This is a genomic window from Rahnella selenatireducens (assembly GCF_046449555.1).
Classification (GTDB): Bacteria; Pseudomonadota; Gammaproteobacteria; order Enterobacterales; family Enterobacteriaceae; genus Rahnella; species Rahnella selenatireducens.
This window is the reverse complement of record NZ_JBKEZJ010000002.1, coordinates 1-16116: the sequence shown is the minus strand read 5'-3', so window position 1 is coordinate 16116 and position 16116 is coordinate 1. Positions and strand designations below refer to the sequence as shown.

13 protein-coding genes and 1 pseudogene are annotated in these 16116 nt (G+C 53.6%); 8 read left to right on the top strand and 6 right to left on the bottom strand.

What is annotated here, in order from left to right; translation table 11 throughout:
• The first annotated feature begins 7 nt into the window (after positions 1-7).
• Positions 8-1339: an ABC transporter substrate-binding protein gene (locus ACLBVC_RS03505; protein WP_410148122.1), complete on the top strand. Its 1332-nt coding sequence runs from the start codon at positions 8-10 to the stop codon at positions 1337-1339.
• A gap of 62 nt (positions 1340-1401) precedes the next feature.
• On the opposite strand, the gene ACLBVC_RS03500 is transcribed toward ACLBVC_RS03505, so the two are convergent.
• Positions 1402-2793 (bottom strand): aldehyde dehydrogenase family protein, encoded by a 1392-nt coding sequence (locus ACLBVC_RS03500; protein WP_410148121.1) that lies wholly within the window; start codon positions 2791-2793, stop codon positions 1402-1404.
• Between the two features lie 100 nt (positions 2794-2893).
• On the opposite strand from ACLBVC_RS03500, the gene ptrR reads away from it, so the two are divergent.
• From ptrR to ACLBVC_RS03485, 3 genes are all read left to right on the top strand, one after another.
• Positions 2894-3778 carry a putrescine utilization regulator PtrR gene (gene ptrR, locus ACLBVC_RS03495; protein WP_410148119.1) on the top strand — a complete coding sequence of 295 codons (885 nt, stop codon included), beginning with the start codon at positions 2894-2896 and terminating at the stop codon, positions 3776-3778.
• Between the two features lie 537 nt (positions 3779-4315).
• Positions 4316-4723, top strand: coding sequence for an H-NS family histone-like protein (locus tag ACLBVC_RS03490; protein ID WP_152326686.1), 408 nt, complete (start codon positions 4316-4318; stop codon positions 4721-4723).
• Between the two features lie 216 nt (positions 4724-4939).
• On the top strand, positions 4940-5473 hold the full coding sequence (locus ACLBVC_RS03485) for a cytochrome b (protein WP_410148118.1): 534 nt from the start codon (positions 4940-4942) through the stop codon (positions 5471-5473).
• A gap of 342 nt (positions 5474-5815) precedes the next feature.
• Here the strand turns inward: ACLBVC_RS03485 and panE are convergent, their stop codons facing one another.
• From panE to rhaS (ACLBVC_RS03460), 5 genes are all read right to left on the bottom strand, one after another.
• Positions 5816-6733 (bottom strand): 2-dehydropantoate 2-reductase, encoded by a 918-nt coding sequence (panE, locus tag ACLBVC_RS03480; protein WP_410148117.1) that lies wholly within the window; start codon positions 6731-6733, stop codon positions 5816-5818.
• A gap of 159 nt (positions 6734-6892) precedes the next feature.
• Complete coding sequence (locus tag ACLBVC_RS03475) at positions 6893-7858, bottom strand: ABC transporter permease (RefSeq protein ID WP_410148803.1); 966 nt, start codon at positions 7856-7858, stop codon at positions 6893-6895.
• A gap of 44 nt (positions 7859-7902) precedes the next feature.
• Positions 7903-8916 carry an ABC transporter permease gene (locus ACLBVC_RS03470; protein ID WP_410148115.1) on the bottom strand — a complete coding sequence of 338 codons (1014 nt, stop codon included), beginning with the start codon at positions 8914-8916 and terminating at the stop codon, positions 7903-7905.
• Positions 8913-10427: a sugar ABC transporter ATP-binding protein gene (locus tag ACLBVC_RS03465; protein WP_410148113.1), complete on the bottom strand. Its 1515-nt coding sequence runs from the start codon at positions 10425-10427 to the stop codon at positions 8913-8915. Before ACLBVC_RS03465 ends, ACLBVC_RS03470 begins: the two co-directional genes overlap by 4 nt.
• 68 nt (positions 10428-10495) lie before the next feature.
• Positions 10496-11488, bottom strand: coding sequence for a rhamnose ABC transporter substrate-binding protein (gene rhaS, locus ACLBVC_RS03460; RefSeq protein WP_104925188.1), 993 nt, complete (start codon positions 11486-11488; stop codon positions 10496-10498).
• A 400-nt stretch (positions 11489-11888) separates the two neighbouring features.
• Between rhaS (ACLBVC_RS03460) and rhaS (ACLBVC_RS03455) the strand changes: the two genes are divergently transcribed.
• The 4 genes and pseudogenes from rhaS (ACLBVC_RS03455) to ACLBVC_RS03440 form a co-directional block, all read left to right on the top strand.
• Entirely contained in the window at positions 11889-12707 is an 819-nt protein-coding gene (gene rhaS / locus ACLBVC_RS03455; protein WP_410148110.1) for an HTH-type transcriptional activator RhaS, read from the top strand.
• Positions 12708-12923: 216 nt separating this feature from the next.
• On the top strand, positions 12924-14363 hold the full coding sequence (gene aldA, locus ACLBVC_RS03450) for an aldehyde dehydrogenase (protein WP_410148109.1): 1440 nt from the start codon (positions 12924-12926) through the stop codon (positions 14361-14363).
• A gap of 208 nt (positions 14364-14571) precedes the next feature.
• Complete coding sequence (locus ACLBVC_RS03445; protein ID WP_410148107.1) at positions 14572-15663, top strand: coiled-coil domain-containing protein; 1092 nt, start codon at positions 14572-14574, stop codon at positions 15661-15663.
• Positions 15664-15894: 231 nt separating this feature from the next.
• Positions 15895-16116: pseudogene (locus tag ACLBVC_RS03440) on the top strand (type VI secretion system tip protein VgrG); the annotation flags it as partial.

Here is a 16116-nt window from a genome sequence, read left to right as displayed (position 1 = left end):
CACGAACATGTCAGGTCTCATGCCAGGTCTTTTTCAGCGACGGAACCTCAGTATTTTGCTGCCGCTGGCCCTTTGCGCCAGCGCGCAGGCGCAAACGGTGGTCAAAATTGCCACCATCGCCAACGGTGACATGACGATCATGCAGCAGATGTCCGGTGAGTTTGAGAAATCACACCCGGACATCAAACTTGAATGGCACGTCATGGACGACGGCGAACTGCGCAAGCAGGTGCTCAGCGACATGAACAGCGGGCAGGCGAATTTCGATGTGATCACCGTCGGCACCTATGAAGCGCCGCTGTGGGGCAAAAAAGGCTGGCTGCAACCGCTCAACAATTTGCCCGCTGATTACCATGTCGATGATTTGCTCAAACCCATCCGCAGCGCGCTTTCCTGGCAGGGCACGCTGTACGCCTTGCCGTTTTACGGTGAAAGCAGCATGACGTATTACCGCAAAGATCTGTTCGCGAAAAAAAATCTGACCATGCCGAAAAATCCGAGCTGGGAGGAAGTGAAAGCTTTTGCGGCACAGCTGACCGATAAATCGCAAGGCGTTTACGGCTTGTGCCTGCGCGGGCTGGCGGGGTGGGGCGACAACGTGGCATTTATCACCACGATGGCCAATGCCTATGGCGCGGAATGGTTTGATGAAAACTGGCATCCGCGTCTCGACAGCGACGAGTGGCGTGCGGTGCTCACCGATTACGTGCAGATGATGCATGATTACGGCCCGCCGGATGCGAAATCCAACAGCTTTGGTCAGAACCTGAAACTGTTTGCGCAGGGCAAATGCGCGATGTGGATCGACAGCACCGTCGCCGCCGGAATGGTGATTAACCCGCAGATTTCATCTGTCGCCGACAGCGCCGGTTTCGCACCCGCGCCGACGGCACTTTCCAGCAACGGTTCGCACTGGCTTTGGGCATGGGCGCTGGCTGTTCCGCAACGCGCCAGCCATAAAGACGAAGCGCAGCAATTCATCACCTGGGCCACGTCGCAGGCGTATATTCAGGACGTCGCGAAAACCGTGGGTTGGGGCGCTATTCCACCGGGCAGCCGCTATTCTTCTTACGCGCAGGTGAAATACCAGAAACTCGCGCCTTACGCTGACGGCGTAAAACAGGCGGTGGAAACCGCGACGCCGGAACAGCCGACGCTATACCCCGTGCCGTATCAGGGCGTGCAGTACGTGAGTATCCCGGGCTTTGATCTGATGGGGGATGCGGTCGGGCGGAATATTTCGAATTTGCTGGAAGGGAAGAAAACGCTGGATGAAACGCTGAGCGCCAATCAGCAGGTCGTCACCACAATTTACGCCGCGACGTCGCAGGGGAATTAAACGCAAAGAATCACAGGATGATGGAATCCTGTGATTCTTATTTCAACTACCGGCTTCAGTGATTACTTTCGGTCAGTCCAGACCGTCTGCACGTTGCAAAATTCACGCAGGCCGAAGTGCGACAACTCGCGGCCATAGCCACTTTTCTTCACGCCGCCAAACGCCACGCGGGGATCTGATGCGCTGTATCCGTTGATGAACACGCCGCCTGTTTCCAGCTCTGCGGTCATCTGCTTTGCACGTTCTGCATCAGCGGTGAAAATCGTGGCGCTCAGGCCAAAATCGCTGTCATTGGCCAGCTCAACCGCGTGGTCCGCGTCGCGGGCAACCGTGATCGCTGCAACCGGCCCGAACAGTTCCTGACGAAATGCCGTCATTTCCGGGGTAACATTGCCGAGAATAGTTGGTGCGTAGAAGTTACCGTTTCCGGCAATTTTCTCACCGCCGAGCAGCAAAGTCGCACCTTCCGACAGACTGTCCTGAACCTGTTTATCCAGCTCATCGCGTAAATCGAAACGGGCCATCGGGCCAATATAAGTAGCGTCATCCAGCGGATTTCCTACGACCAGCGCCTGGGTAGCCGCCACAAATTTCGCAGTAAACGCGTCGAGCACGCCTTCTTCAATGATCAGACGTTTTGCAGCGGCGCAAACCTGCCCGGTATTCTGATAACGTCCGGCGACGGCGGCTTTCACCGCTTCGTCAAGATTCGCATCATTCAGAACGATAAACGGATCAGACCCGCCAAGTTCCAGCACGCATTTTTTAACCTGTTTGCCCGCCAGTTCCGCAATAGCCGCACCGGCACGCACGCTGCCGGTGACCGTCACCGCCATTACGCGAGGGTCGGCAATCAGCGTGGCAACGGCCGATGTACTGACATTGATCACGCCAAACGCACCCGCCGGAAAACCGGCTTTCAGCGCGGCCTGCTTCACCAGATATGTAGTACCCATAACGCTTGGCGCGGGCTTAAGCAAAAACGTATTCCCTGCCAGCAAAGCAGGAACCGCGCCGCGCAGGATCTGCCAGACCGGGAAGTTCCACGGCATAATCGCCAGAATCATACCGGAAGGGCGGTAATGAATGTGCGCCTCGCCGTTATCGACCAGCGTGGGTTCCGGTGCCAGCATCGACGGGCCATTTTTGGCATACCATTCGCACAAACCGGCGGATTTCTCCACTTCGGCGCGGGCCTGCTTCACCGGTTTGCCCATCTCAAGAGAAATGCTGCGGGCGATGTCTTCGCTGGCCTCGCGCAGTGCGACTGCCAGGCGGATCAGAAGGGCTGCGCGTTCGCTGACGTCTGTTTTGCGCCACTGTTTAAATGCAGAAAAGCCCTGCGCAACGGCGGCTTCAAGTGCCAGATCGGTGTCGTACGCATAATCTGCCATGCGTTCGCCGTTAAACGGATTGACTGAGATTGCGTGCGTGTTCGGATTAGCTGTCGTCATTTCGGTGTCCTCGTTAAGCCAGTCCGATAAGAATAGACGCTTGCGCGATTTAATAAAAATGAATAAAAATAAGTAAACCGTTCACTTTTTGAGAAAGACTATGAACCTGTCTCAGCTTGAGATGTTCCGCGCCGTGGCGGAAACCGGCAGTATCAGCGCCGCCGCGCAGCGCGTTCACCGCGTGCCGTCGAACTTGACGACGCGCATCAAACAGCTTGAGTCTGAACTCGGCGTGGAGCTGTTTATCCGCGAAAACCAGCGTTTGCGGCTTTCTCCTGCTGGCCGGAATTTTCTCAGCTACAACAACCGCATTCTGGATTTAGTCGAAGAAGCGCGCGTGTCGGTGTCCGGCACTGAGCCGCAAGGGATTTTCGCGCTCGGTGCGCTGGAAAGCACCGCGGCCGTGCGGATCCCGCCATTACTGGCGCGCTATCATCAGGAATTTGGCAAAGTTGAACTGGCGCTGAGCACCGGTCCTTCCGGCGAACTGCTGGATAAACTGGTGGAAGGGGAGCTGGAAGCGACGTTTGTCGACGGGCCGGTTCTGCATCCGGTACTCGACGGGATCCCGGTTTATCAGGAAGAAATGGTGATTGTGGCACCGCTCAATCACGCGGCGGTGACGCGGGGGAAAGAGGTTAACGGCGAAATTATCTATGCGTTTCGCTCAAACTGTTCGTATCGTCGCCATTTCGAAAGCTGGTTTGCCGATGATGGTGCCGCGCCGGGAAAAATCTACGAGATGGAGTCATATCACGGAATGCTGGCGTGTGTCATTGCAGGCGGCGGCCTGGCGCTGATGCCACGCAGTATGCTGGAAAGCATGCCGGGCAGCACGACGGTCAGCGTCTGGCCGCTGGCGGATAACTACCGCTTTTTGACAACGTGGCTTATCTGGCGCCGGGGAACGCTGACGCGCAATCTGTCGGAATTCGTCGGGATGGCGAAAGTCGCTGCGGTCAGCCTTCAACCGTTTGTAAAATAACCTGCCAGTCGAGCGCCAGCTTGAGTAACACGCAGGCGGCGCATACAAAAAAAATGGTTTTGAACATACTATGAGGGAAATCCTGTTTGTGACCGAAGTCACAGTCTAAGGCAAAAATTGTTAAATCGCGCCATATTTCTTGTGCAGGAAATGTGCTCAGGCGGGTAAAAATCGGATAATTCAATCAAAATGCTATTATACCCGTTGCAGTTCGCACGAAAAGAAAAGAACTTGTGTCAATCGTACATAATAGCAACATCGGTTATTCACGCTGCGAGACTATTAAGAAGATGCCTAAATTTAGGTTAATAATTCGCAACCTATTTCAAGAGGGTAAAGCGGAAAGTGGATAATTTTATTTATTCTCAGACGGCAAGCCCTTATAAAAATAGCGTATTAACATTCAATGAAACTAAACGGCAGGCAAAGGAATTGTGTAATCGCGTGTAATATTATCCTGACGCAATTGATATCATTATTTGTTTGTGTAGAATCAGTGTCACTAATTTAATGATACCCCCCTAAAGTGAGCACATCATGGACAACGCGTTAAACGTTTTGAATAATATCCGTACACTTCGGGCTCAGGCTCGCGAAACCCCATTAAGCACTCTGGAAGAAATTCTGGAAAAACTGACTGCTATTGTTGAAGAATCCCGTGAGAACGTGAAAGCACGCAGTGCGCAACAACAAGAACGTGATGAGAAATTGCTGAAATACCGCGAAATGCTGGCAAATGACGGCATCGCAATTGATGACTTGCTGGGCCATCAGGCGGCGAAAGAAACGACCAAAGCTAAACGCAAGCCGCGCCCTGCGCTGTATGAGTACACCGACACCGACGGTTCCAAAAAAACCTGGACCGGCCAGGGTCGTACTCCCTCAGCCATCAAAGCTGCTCTGGATAAAGGCGCTGCGCTGGAAAGCTTCCTGATCGCGCGTTAATTAAATCGTGATGTGTTGGGGCGTTACCTGTCAGCTTATGAATCGGGCAGGTAGCGTTATCCAACTTCTCAGCCTTTTAATCACTTATTCATTTACTGCAAAGGTTGTTAATTTTTCTTTCCACCCATCCTTCCCTCCGGCGCGTTAACCGCCATCTTAATGTAAGCTTAAGTCTCAACAAGTAAGGTTAAGGTAACTTTGATTACCGGAACTTCTATGCGTACCCGATATTCTTATCCGCAAATTGTGCTGCACTGGCTGGTGTTTGTTTTGGTTGTTCTGACCTATACCACGATGGATATAAAAGACGCGTTCGCCAAAGGTTCCTTTGTACGAGAACTATTAACTCTTACGCATTACAGTCTGGGATTTTGCGTATTATTTCTGATGTGCGTACGCCTTTTTGTTCGCGCGATGTACGTCACGCCTGCCATTAAACCCGCTCCGCCGCGCTGGCAACATTGTTTGTCGGCCATCACGCATTGCCTTGTTTATCTGATGTTTATTGGTTTACCGATTCTGGGCATTTTGTCGCAATATTTTGGTGGCCATGACTGGACGATGTTTAACATCAGAATGCCCAAAAGCTATCTGCCGGATCTCCCATTACAAAAACAGTTAAAGGGCTTACATGAATGGCTGGCGACTGCCGGTTATACCCTGATGGGATTGCACGCGTTCGCTGCGCTCTGGCACCATTACCGTCGCCGCGATAATACGTTGATACGCATGCTGCCGGGGAAGAATTAGCGGACAATAAAAAAGAGCATCCGGAAGAATAAAATTCCCCGCGGCGGGTTTTGTTTTGGACATCCCGCCAGGCTGTTTTAATGAAATAACCTGTATGCTTTATGCAAGTAACTGGATTTATAACTCAACTTAACTCAAATATAAGCCATAAAAGATATGCCACAACAATGACTTCACAGGGTTTTTAACCAGGGCTGAATGTGAGTTAATCAGCTCCTCGTTGGTCGCCTGTTTGGTGTCAAACCGCCAATCGAAGCACCACAAAATTCCCGCCTTTGTTGGCGGGTTTTTGTTTTTGCCGTTTGGAGATTGTCAGGCTTTCGGATTTGACAGAATCAGGCACTATTCGCGGTTCTTCTGATACACACACAAATGCGTATACGCTGCCTGTAAAAGCGGAATGCTGATCCCCACACGCGTTGCGCGTTCGACTAAATCACCAATAATCTGGTCGGCTTCGATAGGATATCCCTGCGTCATATCGCGATACATCGACGAGGTTTGCGGCGAATTTTTGTCGGTCACCGCTTCCCTGACTTTTGCCACTGCCGCCGCGCGTTCCGCGTAGCCAAAGGCTTTCATGGTCGTTAACGCTTCGCTCACGATGGCCTGCGCGAACTCCGTTCCGCCCGGCGCAGAGGCAACCTGACCGATGTTGCCGCGCATGGTGCAGGTGATGGCACCGAAGCTTGAAAGCAGCAGCCACTTCTCCCACAAATCGCTGATGATAGTTTCCGAAAGGAGGGCATCGATACCGGCGCTCTGAAATGCCTGATCGACTTTGAGAATGCGTTCGGTTTTCTCGCCGGAGAGCTCGCCATAGATAATCTGATGCAGTGGTGTCATCTGGTGAATATGGCCGTCTGCATCCAGCGTGGCGTTGATTTTGCACAGCCCGCCAATCAGCGCGTGCTCGCCAAACCGCTGGCTGAGTATTTCCATATGCTTCATACCATTGAGCACCGGCATGACCAGCGTATTTTCGCCGACCACTGGCGCGATATCCTTAATGGCCGCTTCCAGGCCGAAACTTTTCACCGTCAGCAATATCAGATCATAAGGGCCGATCAGCTGAGAGGCCTGTACTACGGTGGGTTGAAGGTGAAAATCACCGTGCGGGCTGTGAACTGTCAGTCCCTCTTTCTGCACCGCCAGCGCGCGCTTCTCGCGCAGTAAAAACGTCACGTCCTGCCCGGCCTGAGCCAGTCGTGCACCAAAATATCCGCCCGTCGCACCCGCGCCTACCACTAAAATCCGCATATGTTTTCCCCATTGTTTCAAGACATTCAGAAACCAAGCTGTGGGTTTAAACTACGGGAAGAGTGCGAAAAGGATCAAGTGGAACAGGCAATTAAAGGCATTGAAACCCAGCTCTCTCCCCACAAGCCCCGCCCGTAGGCGGGAATTGCAGGCCAGACGCTATTTCCCCCGCGCTGCCATAATCCTCCGGTAGAGCACTGGCAGCGAAATCACCACAATCAGCATCGCGCCGACGATGACTGACATCACGATCCCCGGCACGTTCAGCAGGCTGAGGCCGAAGGTCAGCAGGCCCATCAGGAAGGCGGCAATAATGACGCCGGTCATGCTGCCGGAGCCGCCCAGAACGCTGACGCCGCCGAGTACCGCCATCGTAATCACGCTCAGTTCCCAGCCGAGTGCCAACGTCGGGCGCGTACTGCCGAGCCGTGATGTCAGCAGAACCGCCGCCAGCCCGGACATCACGCCGACCAGCACAAACAGCGTCAGGTTGTGGCGCTTCACGTTAATGCCGGAATACCAGGCCGCTACCGGATTATTGCCGATGGCGTAGGTACGGCGGCCAAAGTTGGTTTTGTGCAGCAGGAAATAAAAAACCGCGCCCAGCACCAGAAATAACGCGAACTCAAACGACAGAGGTCCCCAGACATAACCCTGCCCGAACCAGGCAAAGCTGGCCGGATATTTATTGAGTGACTGATCGCCGAGCAGCACATACGTGATGCCACGGAACAGGCTCATGGTCCCGATGGTGATCACAATCGATGAGAGATTCAGACGCGTCACCAGCAGCCCGTTAATCAGCCCGCACATTAATCCCACGCTCAGCCCGACACCCACCAGCGCCGGTGTCGGCATCCCGGCCTGCGCGCAGAATCCCATAATAGTGGAACTCAGCGCCATTGTTGAGGCGACGGATAAATCGATTTCACGGGCGATAATCAGCATCGCCATCGGCAGAACAATGATGGCCTTTTCGGTAAAGTTGAACGTCGCGTCCGACAGATTCCAGATATTGAGGAAGTAAGGCGAGGCGAGGGCGTTCACCACGAACACCAGCAGCGTCACCCCCAGCAAAAACCCTTCCCAGCACATCAGGCGGCGGAAGAACGGTGTCACGGCCATCGGCACACTTTCCCGTGCAGGCGTGCGCGACGTTAAGGTCTTATTCATGATCTGGCCTCTGATTCAGGTCCTGATGCGTGGACGGAAGGTGAATGGCGTAAAATCAGTCTTCCTTTACGTTTATTGCCGCGTTCGTTGAGGATCACCGCGATGACAATCACCGCGCCCGAAATGGCCATTTGCCAGAACGGCGACACTTCAATCACCGGCAGGGCGTTATTGATGACGCCGAGGAACAGCGCGCCGAGCAGGCAGCCGACCACCGAACCGATGCCGCCCATGGTGCTGATCCCGCCGATGACACAGGCGGCGACAATCTGCAATTCAAAGCCGTTGGCGACGTCCACGTAGGCGACGGCAAAACGCGAAATCCACAGGTATCCGCAGAAACCCGCCAGCGCGCCGGAAAGGCAGAAGCTGATGAACTGCATTTTGCCGGCGTTGATGCCGGTGTAATACGCCGCCGTGGCATTGCCGCCCGCGGTATATAACGCGCGGCCTGTGCGGCTATAGCGCAGAAAATACGCTACCAGAATCAGTGCGGCAATTGCGCACCAGCCGAGCAGTGGCAGGCCAAGAAACGGCGCGCGCGGCAGGCTGAGGAAATCGGGGCTCATCTGATGCGCGTTAATCCAGCCGCCGTTCGAGAGCAGAAAAATAATCCCGCGATAAATACTCATGGTGCCGAGTGTGACCACAATCGGCGGAATGCCGACTTTCCAGACCAGCAGACCATTCATTGCGCCCATGACCAGACCGAGGACCGTCGCCAGCAGAACCAGCGCCCATAACGGAATATCAGGATGATGGAAGTTGATCAGCGCCACGATCATGCCGGTAAGCGCCAGGTTGGCGGCCATCGACAAATCAATGCCTTTGGTCAGCAGCACCATCATCTGACCGAGTGCGAGAATAATCAGAATCGAGGTGTCGTTGAACATCTCCAGCAGGTTTCCGGCGCCGATAAACTCCGGTGAGCGCGCGCCGACGCCGAGCACCATCAGGACAATCACCACCGCCAGCAACAGCTCGCGATACTTCAGTAAATTCTTGATCATGCCGCCTCCTCGCCCGCACCGCTGGCGGCGCTGACAATCATTTCGGCGGTCGCGTCGCCCGCGTTGAATTCCGCCACCATCAGCCCTTCGTGCATCACAATAATCCGGTCCGCCATGCCCATGACTTCCGGCAATTCGGAAGACACCATAATCACCGCCAGCCCGCGCCCGACCAGCTCGGACATAAACTGATGTACCGCTGCTTTCGAACCAATATCAATCCCTTTGGTCGGTTCATCGAGAATGATGATGTCCGGCTGCGTCGCCAGCCATTTTGCGATCACCACTTTTTGCTGATTTCCGCCGGAGAGCGTGCCCACAGGCTGTTTCCAGCTCGAGGCTTTCACCTGCAACCGGCGCGCATAATCGTCGGCCAGCGCCCACTCTTTTTTGTCATTGAGCACGCCGCGCGGGTTGAGCTGGCTGAGCTGCGGCAGGCTGATGTTCTGGCTGATCGGCAAATCGATAATCGCGCCCTGTTTCTGGCGCTCTTCCGGCACGTACACAATCCCCGCGCGGATGGCCTGAGAAGGACGCGTGAAATGATGTTGTTTGCCGTGGATCAGAATCTTGCCACCGTTCGGTTGTGTGACGCCAAACAGCGCCTGCATCAGCTCGGTTCGTCCCGCGCCGACCAGCCCGTAGAAACCGAGAATTTCCCCCTTGCGCAGTGAGAAATTAATGCCCGCAAACTCGGTCGGATGGCTGAGATTCTGCACTTGCAACACCGTTTCACCCGGTTCGCAGTTGACTTTCGGATACGCCTGGCTGACTTCGCGCCCGACCATCATCGTGACCATCTGCGGCTCGCTGATATCACTGATTTTGCCGGAGCCAACATAACTGCCGTCGCGCAGCACCGTGTAGTAATCGGAAATCGCGAAAATCTCGTCGAACTTGTGCGAGATAAACAGGATGGCTTTTCCTTCATGTTTCAGGCGTTCGACAATCTGATAAAACTCCACGATTTCATGTTGCGACAGCGCCGCCGTCGGTTCGTCGAGGATCACCACCTGCGCATCAAAAGACAGTGCGCGGGCAATCGCCACCATATGGCGCTGCGCGATGCTCAGTTCTTTCAAAATAGCGTGCGGATCGATGTTCACTTCCAGACGCGTCAGAATATCGCGCGCCTGCTGATGCATCGCCGGCCAGTTCAGGCGCTTAAAAAGCCCGCCGTAAACGTAGTGGCCAACGAAAATATTTTCGGTCACGGAAAGCTCGTCAAACAGGACGGTTTCCTGATGGATGGCGGTGATACCAACTTTGTGAGCGGATTCCGGATTGGGCAGTTTTATCGGGATCGCTTTATAGCGCAGCTCGCCTTCTTCCGGCTGATAAATGCCGGTCATGACTTTCACCAGCGTGGATTTACCCGCGCCATTTTCGCCAATCAGGGCCGTCACTTTTCCCGGATACAAATCCACATGCACGTTATTCAGCGCCCTGACGCCCGGAAAGACCTTGCTGATGCCCTGTAATGACAAAAGCGGAGTCGTGGAATCTGTCATTTCGTTTCCCCTGTCTGGCTAAGCACAACAAAACGGCTCACCAAAAAAACGATGAGCCGGCGTCAGGATCAGAATATTTTCGAGAATTTGTCGATGTTGCTGGCGTCGTAAACAAACGGCTCAGCCATCGCGCCGCTGCCGTCTGCATCCAGTTTCACTTTGCCTAAACGGCCCATGCTGGCTTCAGTTTTGGTGGCGGTGCCTTTGACCAGATCGTCGGCCAGATACGTTGCGGCGTAGCCGAGGTCAATCGGGTTCCAGATGGCAAAACTTTTGGTCGCGCCGGATTTCACCGCGCCCGCCATTTCAGATGGCAGACCGAGGCCGGTGACGTAAACTTTGCCGATCTTTCCCTGATCTTTCACCGCCTGCGCGGCGGCCACAATCCCGACTGAAGACGGGGAAATAATGACTTTCAGATCCGGATAAGATTTCAATAAGCCGATAGTTTCGCGATAACTTTTATCTGACAGATCATCGCCATACGCCACAGTCACCAGATTGACGGAAGGATACTTTGGCAGCACCTTTTTCATCTCGGCAATCCACAGATTCTGGTTGGTCGAGGTGGGTGTGGCGCTGAGAATTGCGACATCCCCTTTTTCAACATTCAGCGCTTTCAGTGCATCGGCGGCCAGTTTGACGTTGGTTTCGCCAATCAGCGCATTGTTGGACGGATTCAGGTGGATCTGACGGCCCTCTTTGGCGACGCCGGAATCCCAGGACACCACTTTAATGCCGCGCTGCATGGCTTTTTTCAGCACAGGAACCAGCGCGTCCGGGTCATTGGCGGAAACGGCAATCGCATCAACGCCCTGTGCAATCAGGCCATTCAGCACTTCAATCTGCGCTTCGGCGGTGGTGGTGGTCGGGCCGGTGTAAATCACTTTCACATCGCCCAGCTCTTTCGCTGCCTGCTGCGCGCCAACGTTTGCCGCTTCAAAAAAGCCATTGCCCAATGACTTTGCCACCAGCGCAATCTTCACTTCTGCCGATGCCGCGCCTGCCAGCAGGATGCTGCTCGCGATCAGGGTGAGGCTCAGTACGTGTTTTAATTTCATTGTTTGTACTCCGCATAAGTCTGCATAAAGTTTAACGACCCAAAATTGCCGACGCGCCAGGCGCATGATCACGACTCTAGGAGGTTGCTGAGGATCTGACCTTTCCGCGAGTGCCAGTTCTGCGCTAACTATGGCAAAGCTGCAAAGGTTTAAGAGAACAACCTCACAAATTGATAACAATCTTGTTTAGACCCACGGAAATGCCCCGAAAAAAACCGATTCCGGGCCGGAAAAAACCGCACTTAAAGAGGGCGTTAACCTGCGTCATACGGCGGATTACGCAAGATTGTGTCAGGAAAGAAAGGTTTTGTTCAAAAGCGGCTGGCAGATCACAATTTCAGCCGGATGGCAGCGTCAGTGACGACTAAGATATTACGATAATGTTAATAAGGAGTCGGAAATGACCGTGTTACGCAGTAGTGATTATTTCCCCTCAGGAAATTTTCCGGTCGCCATTGAACCTCGTTTCCCGCAGGAAACTTTTCCTGAACATCATCACCAGGATTTCAACGAGATTGTGCTGGTCGAACAGGGCACCGGGACGCACGTTTTTAATGATCATCCGCTGATCCTCAGTGCGGGCAGCGTCTGCTTTGTGCGCCACTGCGACCACCATCTTTACGAAGATACCGACAATCTGTATCTGACCAACGTCCTGTACCGTGGCCCGAATGCGTTTCGTTTCCTTAACGGTGTCAGCGATTTGCTGCCGCAGGAAGTCGATGGCATTTATCCGGCGCACTGGCGCATCAGCCCGAATCAGGTGACGCAGGCCAAAACGCTCATCGACCTGCTGGCGCGCAAACCGGTCAGCCAGACGCCGGAATCGCAGGCTCAGCAGGAACTGTATTTTATGCAGCTTTTATTACTGCTGCGTCAGGGCAGCCGCGACGTCGGTTATCGCGGACAGGGCGGCGACCTGAATAATCTGCTGGACTGGATGAACGAGCATTATGACGAAGAGATCAACTGGCCGGTGCTGGCGGATCAATTCTCCATGTCCCTGCGCACGCTGCATCGTCAGATGAAACAGCAAACCGGCTGCACGCCGCTCAATTACCTCAACCGCCTGCGCCTGCTGAATGCGCGCAACATGCTGCGTTTCAGCGACAGCTCGATCACCGACATCGCCCATCAGTGCGGTTTCTGCGACAGCAATTATTTCTCAACTCTCTTTAAGCGCGAATTTGGGTATGCCCCTCGCCACGTCCGCCAGTAAAAACCCTGCCGATTCTTTTCACAAAAGCTCAATTTGCAAAAATGTTATGTCGGGCAGACCGACCATGACATTTTTGCCATTTCTCAAAACGAACTGGCAATCACGGAAAGGCAAAAACGTCTCGGATAGAACAGGCTGTCAGAACTTTACAAAAAAGAGCTTATTTTTTAACAACTCGTTCATCATCCCTCTATCCGGTCTTTGGAGATTTCTGACATGGGCACAATTCAAAAACGTATGTACATAAACGGCGAATTTGTTGAAAACACTGGCGGTAAGTGGATTGACGTGGTCAATCCGGCCACAGAACAGGTGATTTCGCAGATCCCGGAAGGCTCTGCCGAAGACGCTAAAAAAGCCATTGATGCTGCCGAAGCGGCGCAACCGGGCTGGGAAGCCCTGCCCGCGGTGGAGCGGGGCGTTTGGCTACATAAAATCGCCGCCGGGATCCGCGAACGCGAAGCCGAACTGACCGAAACCATTATGGCCGAAGGCGGCAAAACCTATGGCCTGGCGCAAACCGAAGTGCTGTTTACCGCCGATTATCTTGATTACATGGCCGAATGGGCGCGCCGTTACGAAGGCGAAATTATTCAGAGTGACCGGCCAAACGAAAACATCTTTGTGTTCCGCAAAGCCATCGGCGTGACCACCGGTATTCTGCCGTGGAACTTCCCGTTCTTCCTGATTGCGCGCAAAGCCGCACCGGCGCTGATCACCGGTAATACTATCGTGATTAAACCGAGTGAAATAACGCCGAACAACGCGGTGATTTTTGCTGAAATCATCCACAAAATCGGCCTGCCAAAAGGCGTGCTGAACATTGTGACCGGCTATGGGCCAACCGTCGGACAGGAACTGGCCGCAAACCCGAAAGTCGGCATGGTCAGCCTGACCGGCAGCGTCGCCGCCGGTATCGCCACCATGACTGCCGCCGCGCAGAACGTGACGAAAGTGTCGCTGGAGCTGGGCGGTAAAGCCCCGGCCATCGTGATGGACGACGCGGATTTGGATCTGGCCGTCAAAGCCATCGTCAGCTCGCGTGTGATCAACACCGGGCAGGTTTGTAACTGTGCGGAACGCGTTTATGTGCAGGAAGGCGTGTACGACGAATTTATTTCGCGTATCAGCGAGGCGATGAAAAAAGTGACCTTCGGCAACACCGCCGAACAAAAAGATCTGGATATGGGGCCGCTCATCAGCGGTGCGGCGTTAAAACGCGTCGAGGACAAAGTGGCGAAAGCCGTTTCACAAGGCGCAAAAGTGCTGCTGGGCGGCAAACGTCACGGCGACAAGGGCTTCTTCTATCAGCCGACGGTGCTGGTGGATGTGAAACAGGACATGCCGATCATGCACGAAGAAGTGTTCGGCCCTGTGCTGCCGGTCGCTACATTCAAAACGCTGGAAGAAGCCATCGCGATGGCCAACGACAGCGAATACGGGCTGACGTCTTCGATCTATACCTCCAATATTAACACTGCGATGAAAGCGCTGAAACAGCTGAAGTTCGGGGAAACTTACATCAACCGCGAAAACTTCGAAGCGATGCAGGGCTTCCATGCGGGCTGGCGCAAATCCGGCGTCGGCGGCGCTGACGGCAAACATGGCTTGCAGGAATATCTGCAAACCCACGTTGCGTATCTGCAATTCCACTAATTTCCGTATGAAAACAGCCGGAGCCGGGGAAACGGGTTCCGGTTTTTTTATCTTAAGACTACGGCCATTAATCCTTCAAAACATCCGCCTAAAATAACTTCGATAAATAAAACAAATCCTATCTGATACAATGAGTAATTAGAATCTGATGCACCTAAGGTCTGCATCATGCATGTCCTGAATACATCCTGCGAGCGAGCACGACAAAATGAGCGTGATACAGAGCCTTATCAAACAAGCATTTGGAACCGGAAACAGTAATGAAGCCGCAAGTTTTCTGGCGAGCGCCTGTAACCGGATGAAGGCGATGGACAAAACCACTATCGCACGCGAGGTGGAAAGTGCGCTCAAAGGCGTCAGTTTTGGCCGTTCTGATGCAGATAAGGCAAAGGTTAAAACCGTTTTTAAAGACACCGCCGTCACGCTGGAAAGACTGGCCTCGCTGGAAAAACAGGTGCGCAGCCTCACTAACGAACTTGCCGTTGCGCGCAATAAACCTGCCACCGTCAATTCTGGCAGTGGTAATACAGAAGAAATCGGGCGAATGAGAGATGAAGCATCTCGTCTGAACGCCCGGATTTCTGAGCTGCAACGTCAGGCAGAAATTCAAAGGATCCAGCACGCCGATGAACTGGCGCTGCTCCGTTCACGGCAGCGCAACGCCGGGGCTTCGACCTCGGCTGAGCTGGATGCCGCCAATAAGCTGATAAGCTACACCGGCAGCCAGATGGCTGCGATGGCGGCCGCGCGCGATAAGTTGCAACAGCGTTTAAACCAGATGGAAAGTGATAGAGAACACCGCATCGGCGAAGAAGAAAGTAAACGGCATGCCGCTAATCGTCGCGCCGATGGCAATTACGCATTGCTCGAACAACAAAAAGAACTCACTTTCGAGGCGAACCGGAAAATCACCCAGCTGCGCATCAGCCTGAAACGCGAAGAGTTTGAAGGGCAGTCGGCGAAAGAGAATCTGGTGAAATTGAAAAAGCTGCTGGCCGAACGGGATGACGAAAACGCCCGTTTAGCCGAAGGTTTTCGTCAGAATGAAGAAGATTGCGAAAGGCTAGGCAACGCGCTGGAACGTACGCAGCAGGAGTTCGCGGCGTACAAAGTTAAAAAAGAACGTTTCAGCCGATGGATCCACATGCCCGGCGCCATGATGGGCATCGCCGTCTCGGCGGTCATACTCTATACCGGCGCCCAGCCGGGACATCTCTATGACAGCCTCGCCCCCGCCGCCTTCCTTGGCTGCGTGGTGTACGCGCTTTCCCACATGATCGCGTACACCCGAAAAGCATAACCTCCGTAAAAGCCGGTTTTCGCCGGCTGAAATGGCTTATTTCACCGTAGCTTTTGTTTTCAACTCAATCTCTTTTCTTCGATTTTCGTCACAGATACCCGCCTCCCTTTGATTTACTTTCCCCTGCCAGGATTTATCACATTGATTTAATTGTATTTATATTAATGATGAATCATTTTTGAAGTTACTTTCTGAGCAATGATTCTTTCTCTCAGCTTAAGGATTAAGCACGTGGCGATTAACGGAACCCGCTTTACCATTAATGTCGGAAAAACCCCCAAAGACACTTTCGCCGTCCTGAATTTTACCCTATCTCAAAGCTACTCCGAGCTCTTTACCCTGGGTGTCGTGCTGGTCAGCAGCGACCCGGCCATCGGGTTTGAAAAAGTGCTGGATGAAGTGGCGACGCTGGTGATCTGGCAGGGTGACGAAATAAAACGGCGGGTGCGCGGT

Coding starts and splice junctions, on each gene's coding strand:
- ACLBVC_RS03505 (WP_410148122.1), top strand. CDS start 8: ATGTCAGGTCTCATGCCAGGTCTTTTTCAGCGACGGAACCTCAGTATT.
- ACLBVC_RS03500 (WP_410148121.1), bottom strand. CDS start 2,793: ATGACGACAGCTAATCCGAACACGCACGCAATCTCAGTCAATCCGTTT.
- ptrR (WP_410148119.1), top strand. CDS start 2,894: ATGAACCTGTCTCAGCTTGAGATGTTCCGCGCCGTGGCGGAAACCGGC.
- ACLBVC_RS03490 (WP_152326686.1), top strand. CDS start 4,316: ATGGACAACGCGTTAAACGTTTTGAATAATATCCGTACACTTCGGGCT.
- ACLBVC_RS03485 (WP_410148118.1), top strand. CDS start 4,940: ATGCGTACCCGATATTCTTATCCGCAAATTGTGCTGCACTGGCTGGTG.
- panE (WP_410148117.1), bottom strand. CDS start 6,733: ATGCGGATTTTAGTGGTAGGCGCGGGTGCGACGGGCGGATATTTTGGT.
- ACLBVC_RS03475 (WP_410148803.1), bottom strand. CDS start 7,858: ATGGCCGTGACACCGTTCTTCCGCCGCCTGATGTGCTGGGAAGGGTTT.
- ACLBVC_RS03470 (WP_410148115.1), bottom strand. CDS start 8,916: ATGATCAAGAATTTACTGAAGTATCGCGAGCTGTTGCTGGCGGTGGTG.
- ACLBVC_RS03465 (WP_410148113.1), bottom strand. CDS start 10,427: ATGACAGATTCCACGACTCCGCTTTTGTCATTACAGGGCATCAGCAAG.
- rhaS (WP_104925188.1), bottom strand. CDS start 11,488: ATGAAATTAAAACACGTACTGAGCCTCACCCTGATCGCGAGCAGCATC.
- rhaS (WP_410148110.1), top strand. CDS start 11,889: ATGACCGTGTTACGCAGTAGTGATTATTTCCCCTCAGGAAATTTTCCG.
- aldA (WP_410148109.1), top strand. CDS start 12,924: ATGGGCACAATTCAAAAACGTATGTACATAAACGGCGAATTTGTTGAA.
- ACLBVC_RS03445 (WP_410148107.1), top strand. CDS start 14,572: ATGAGCGTGATACAGAGCCTTATCAAACAAGCATTTGGAACCGGAAAC.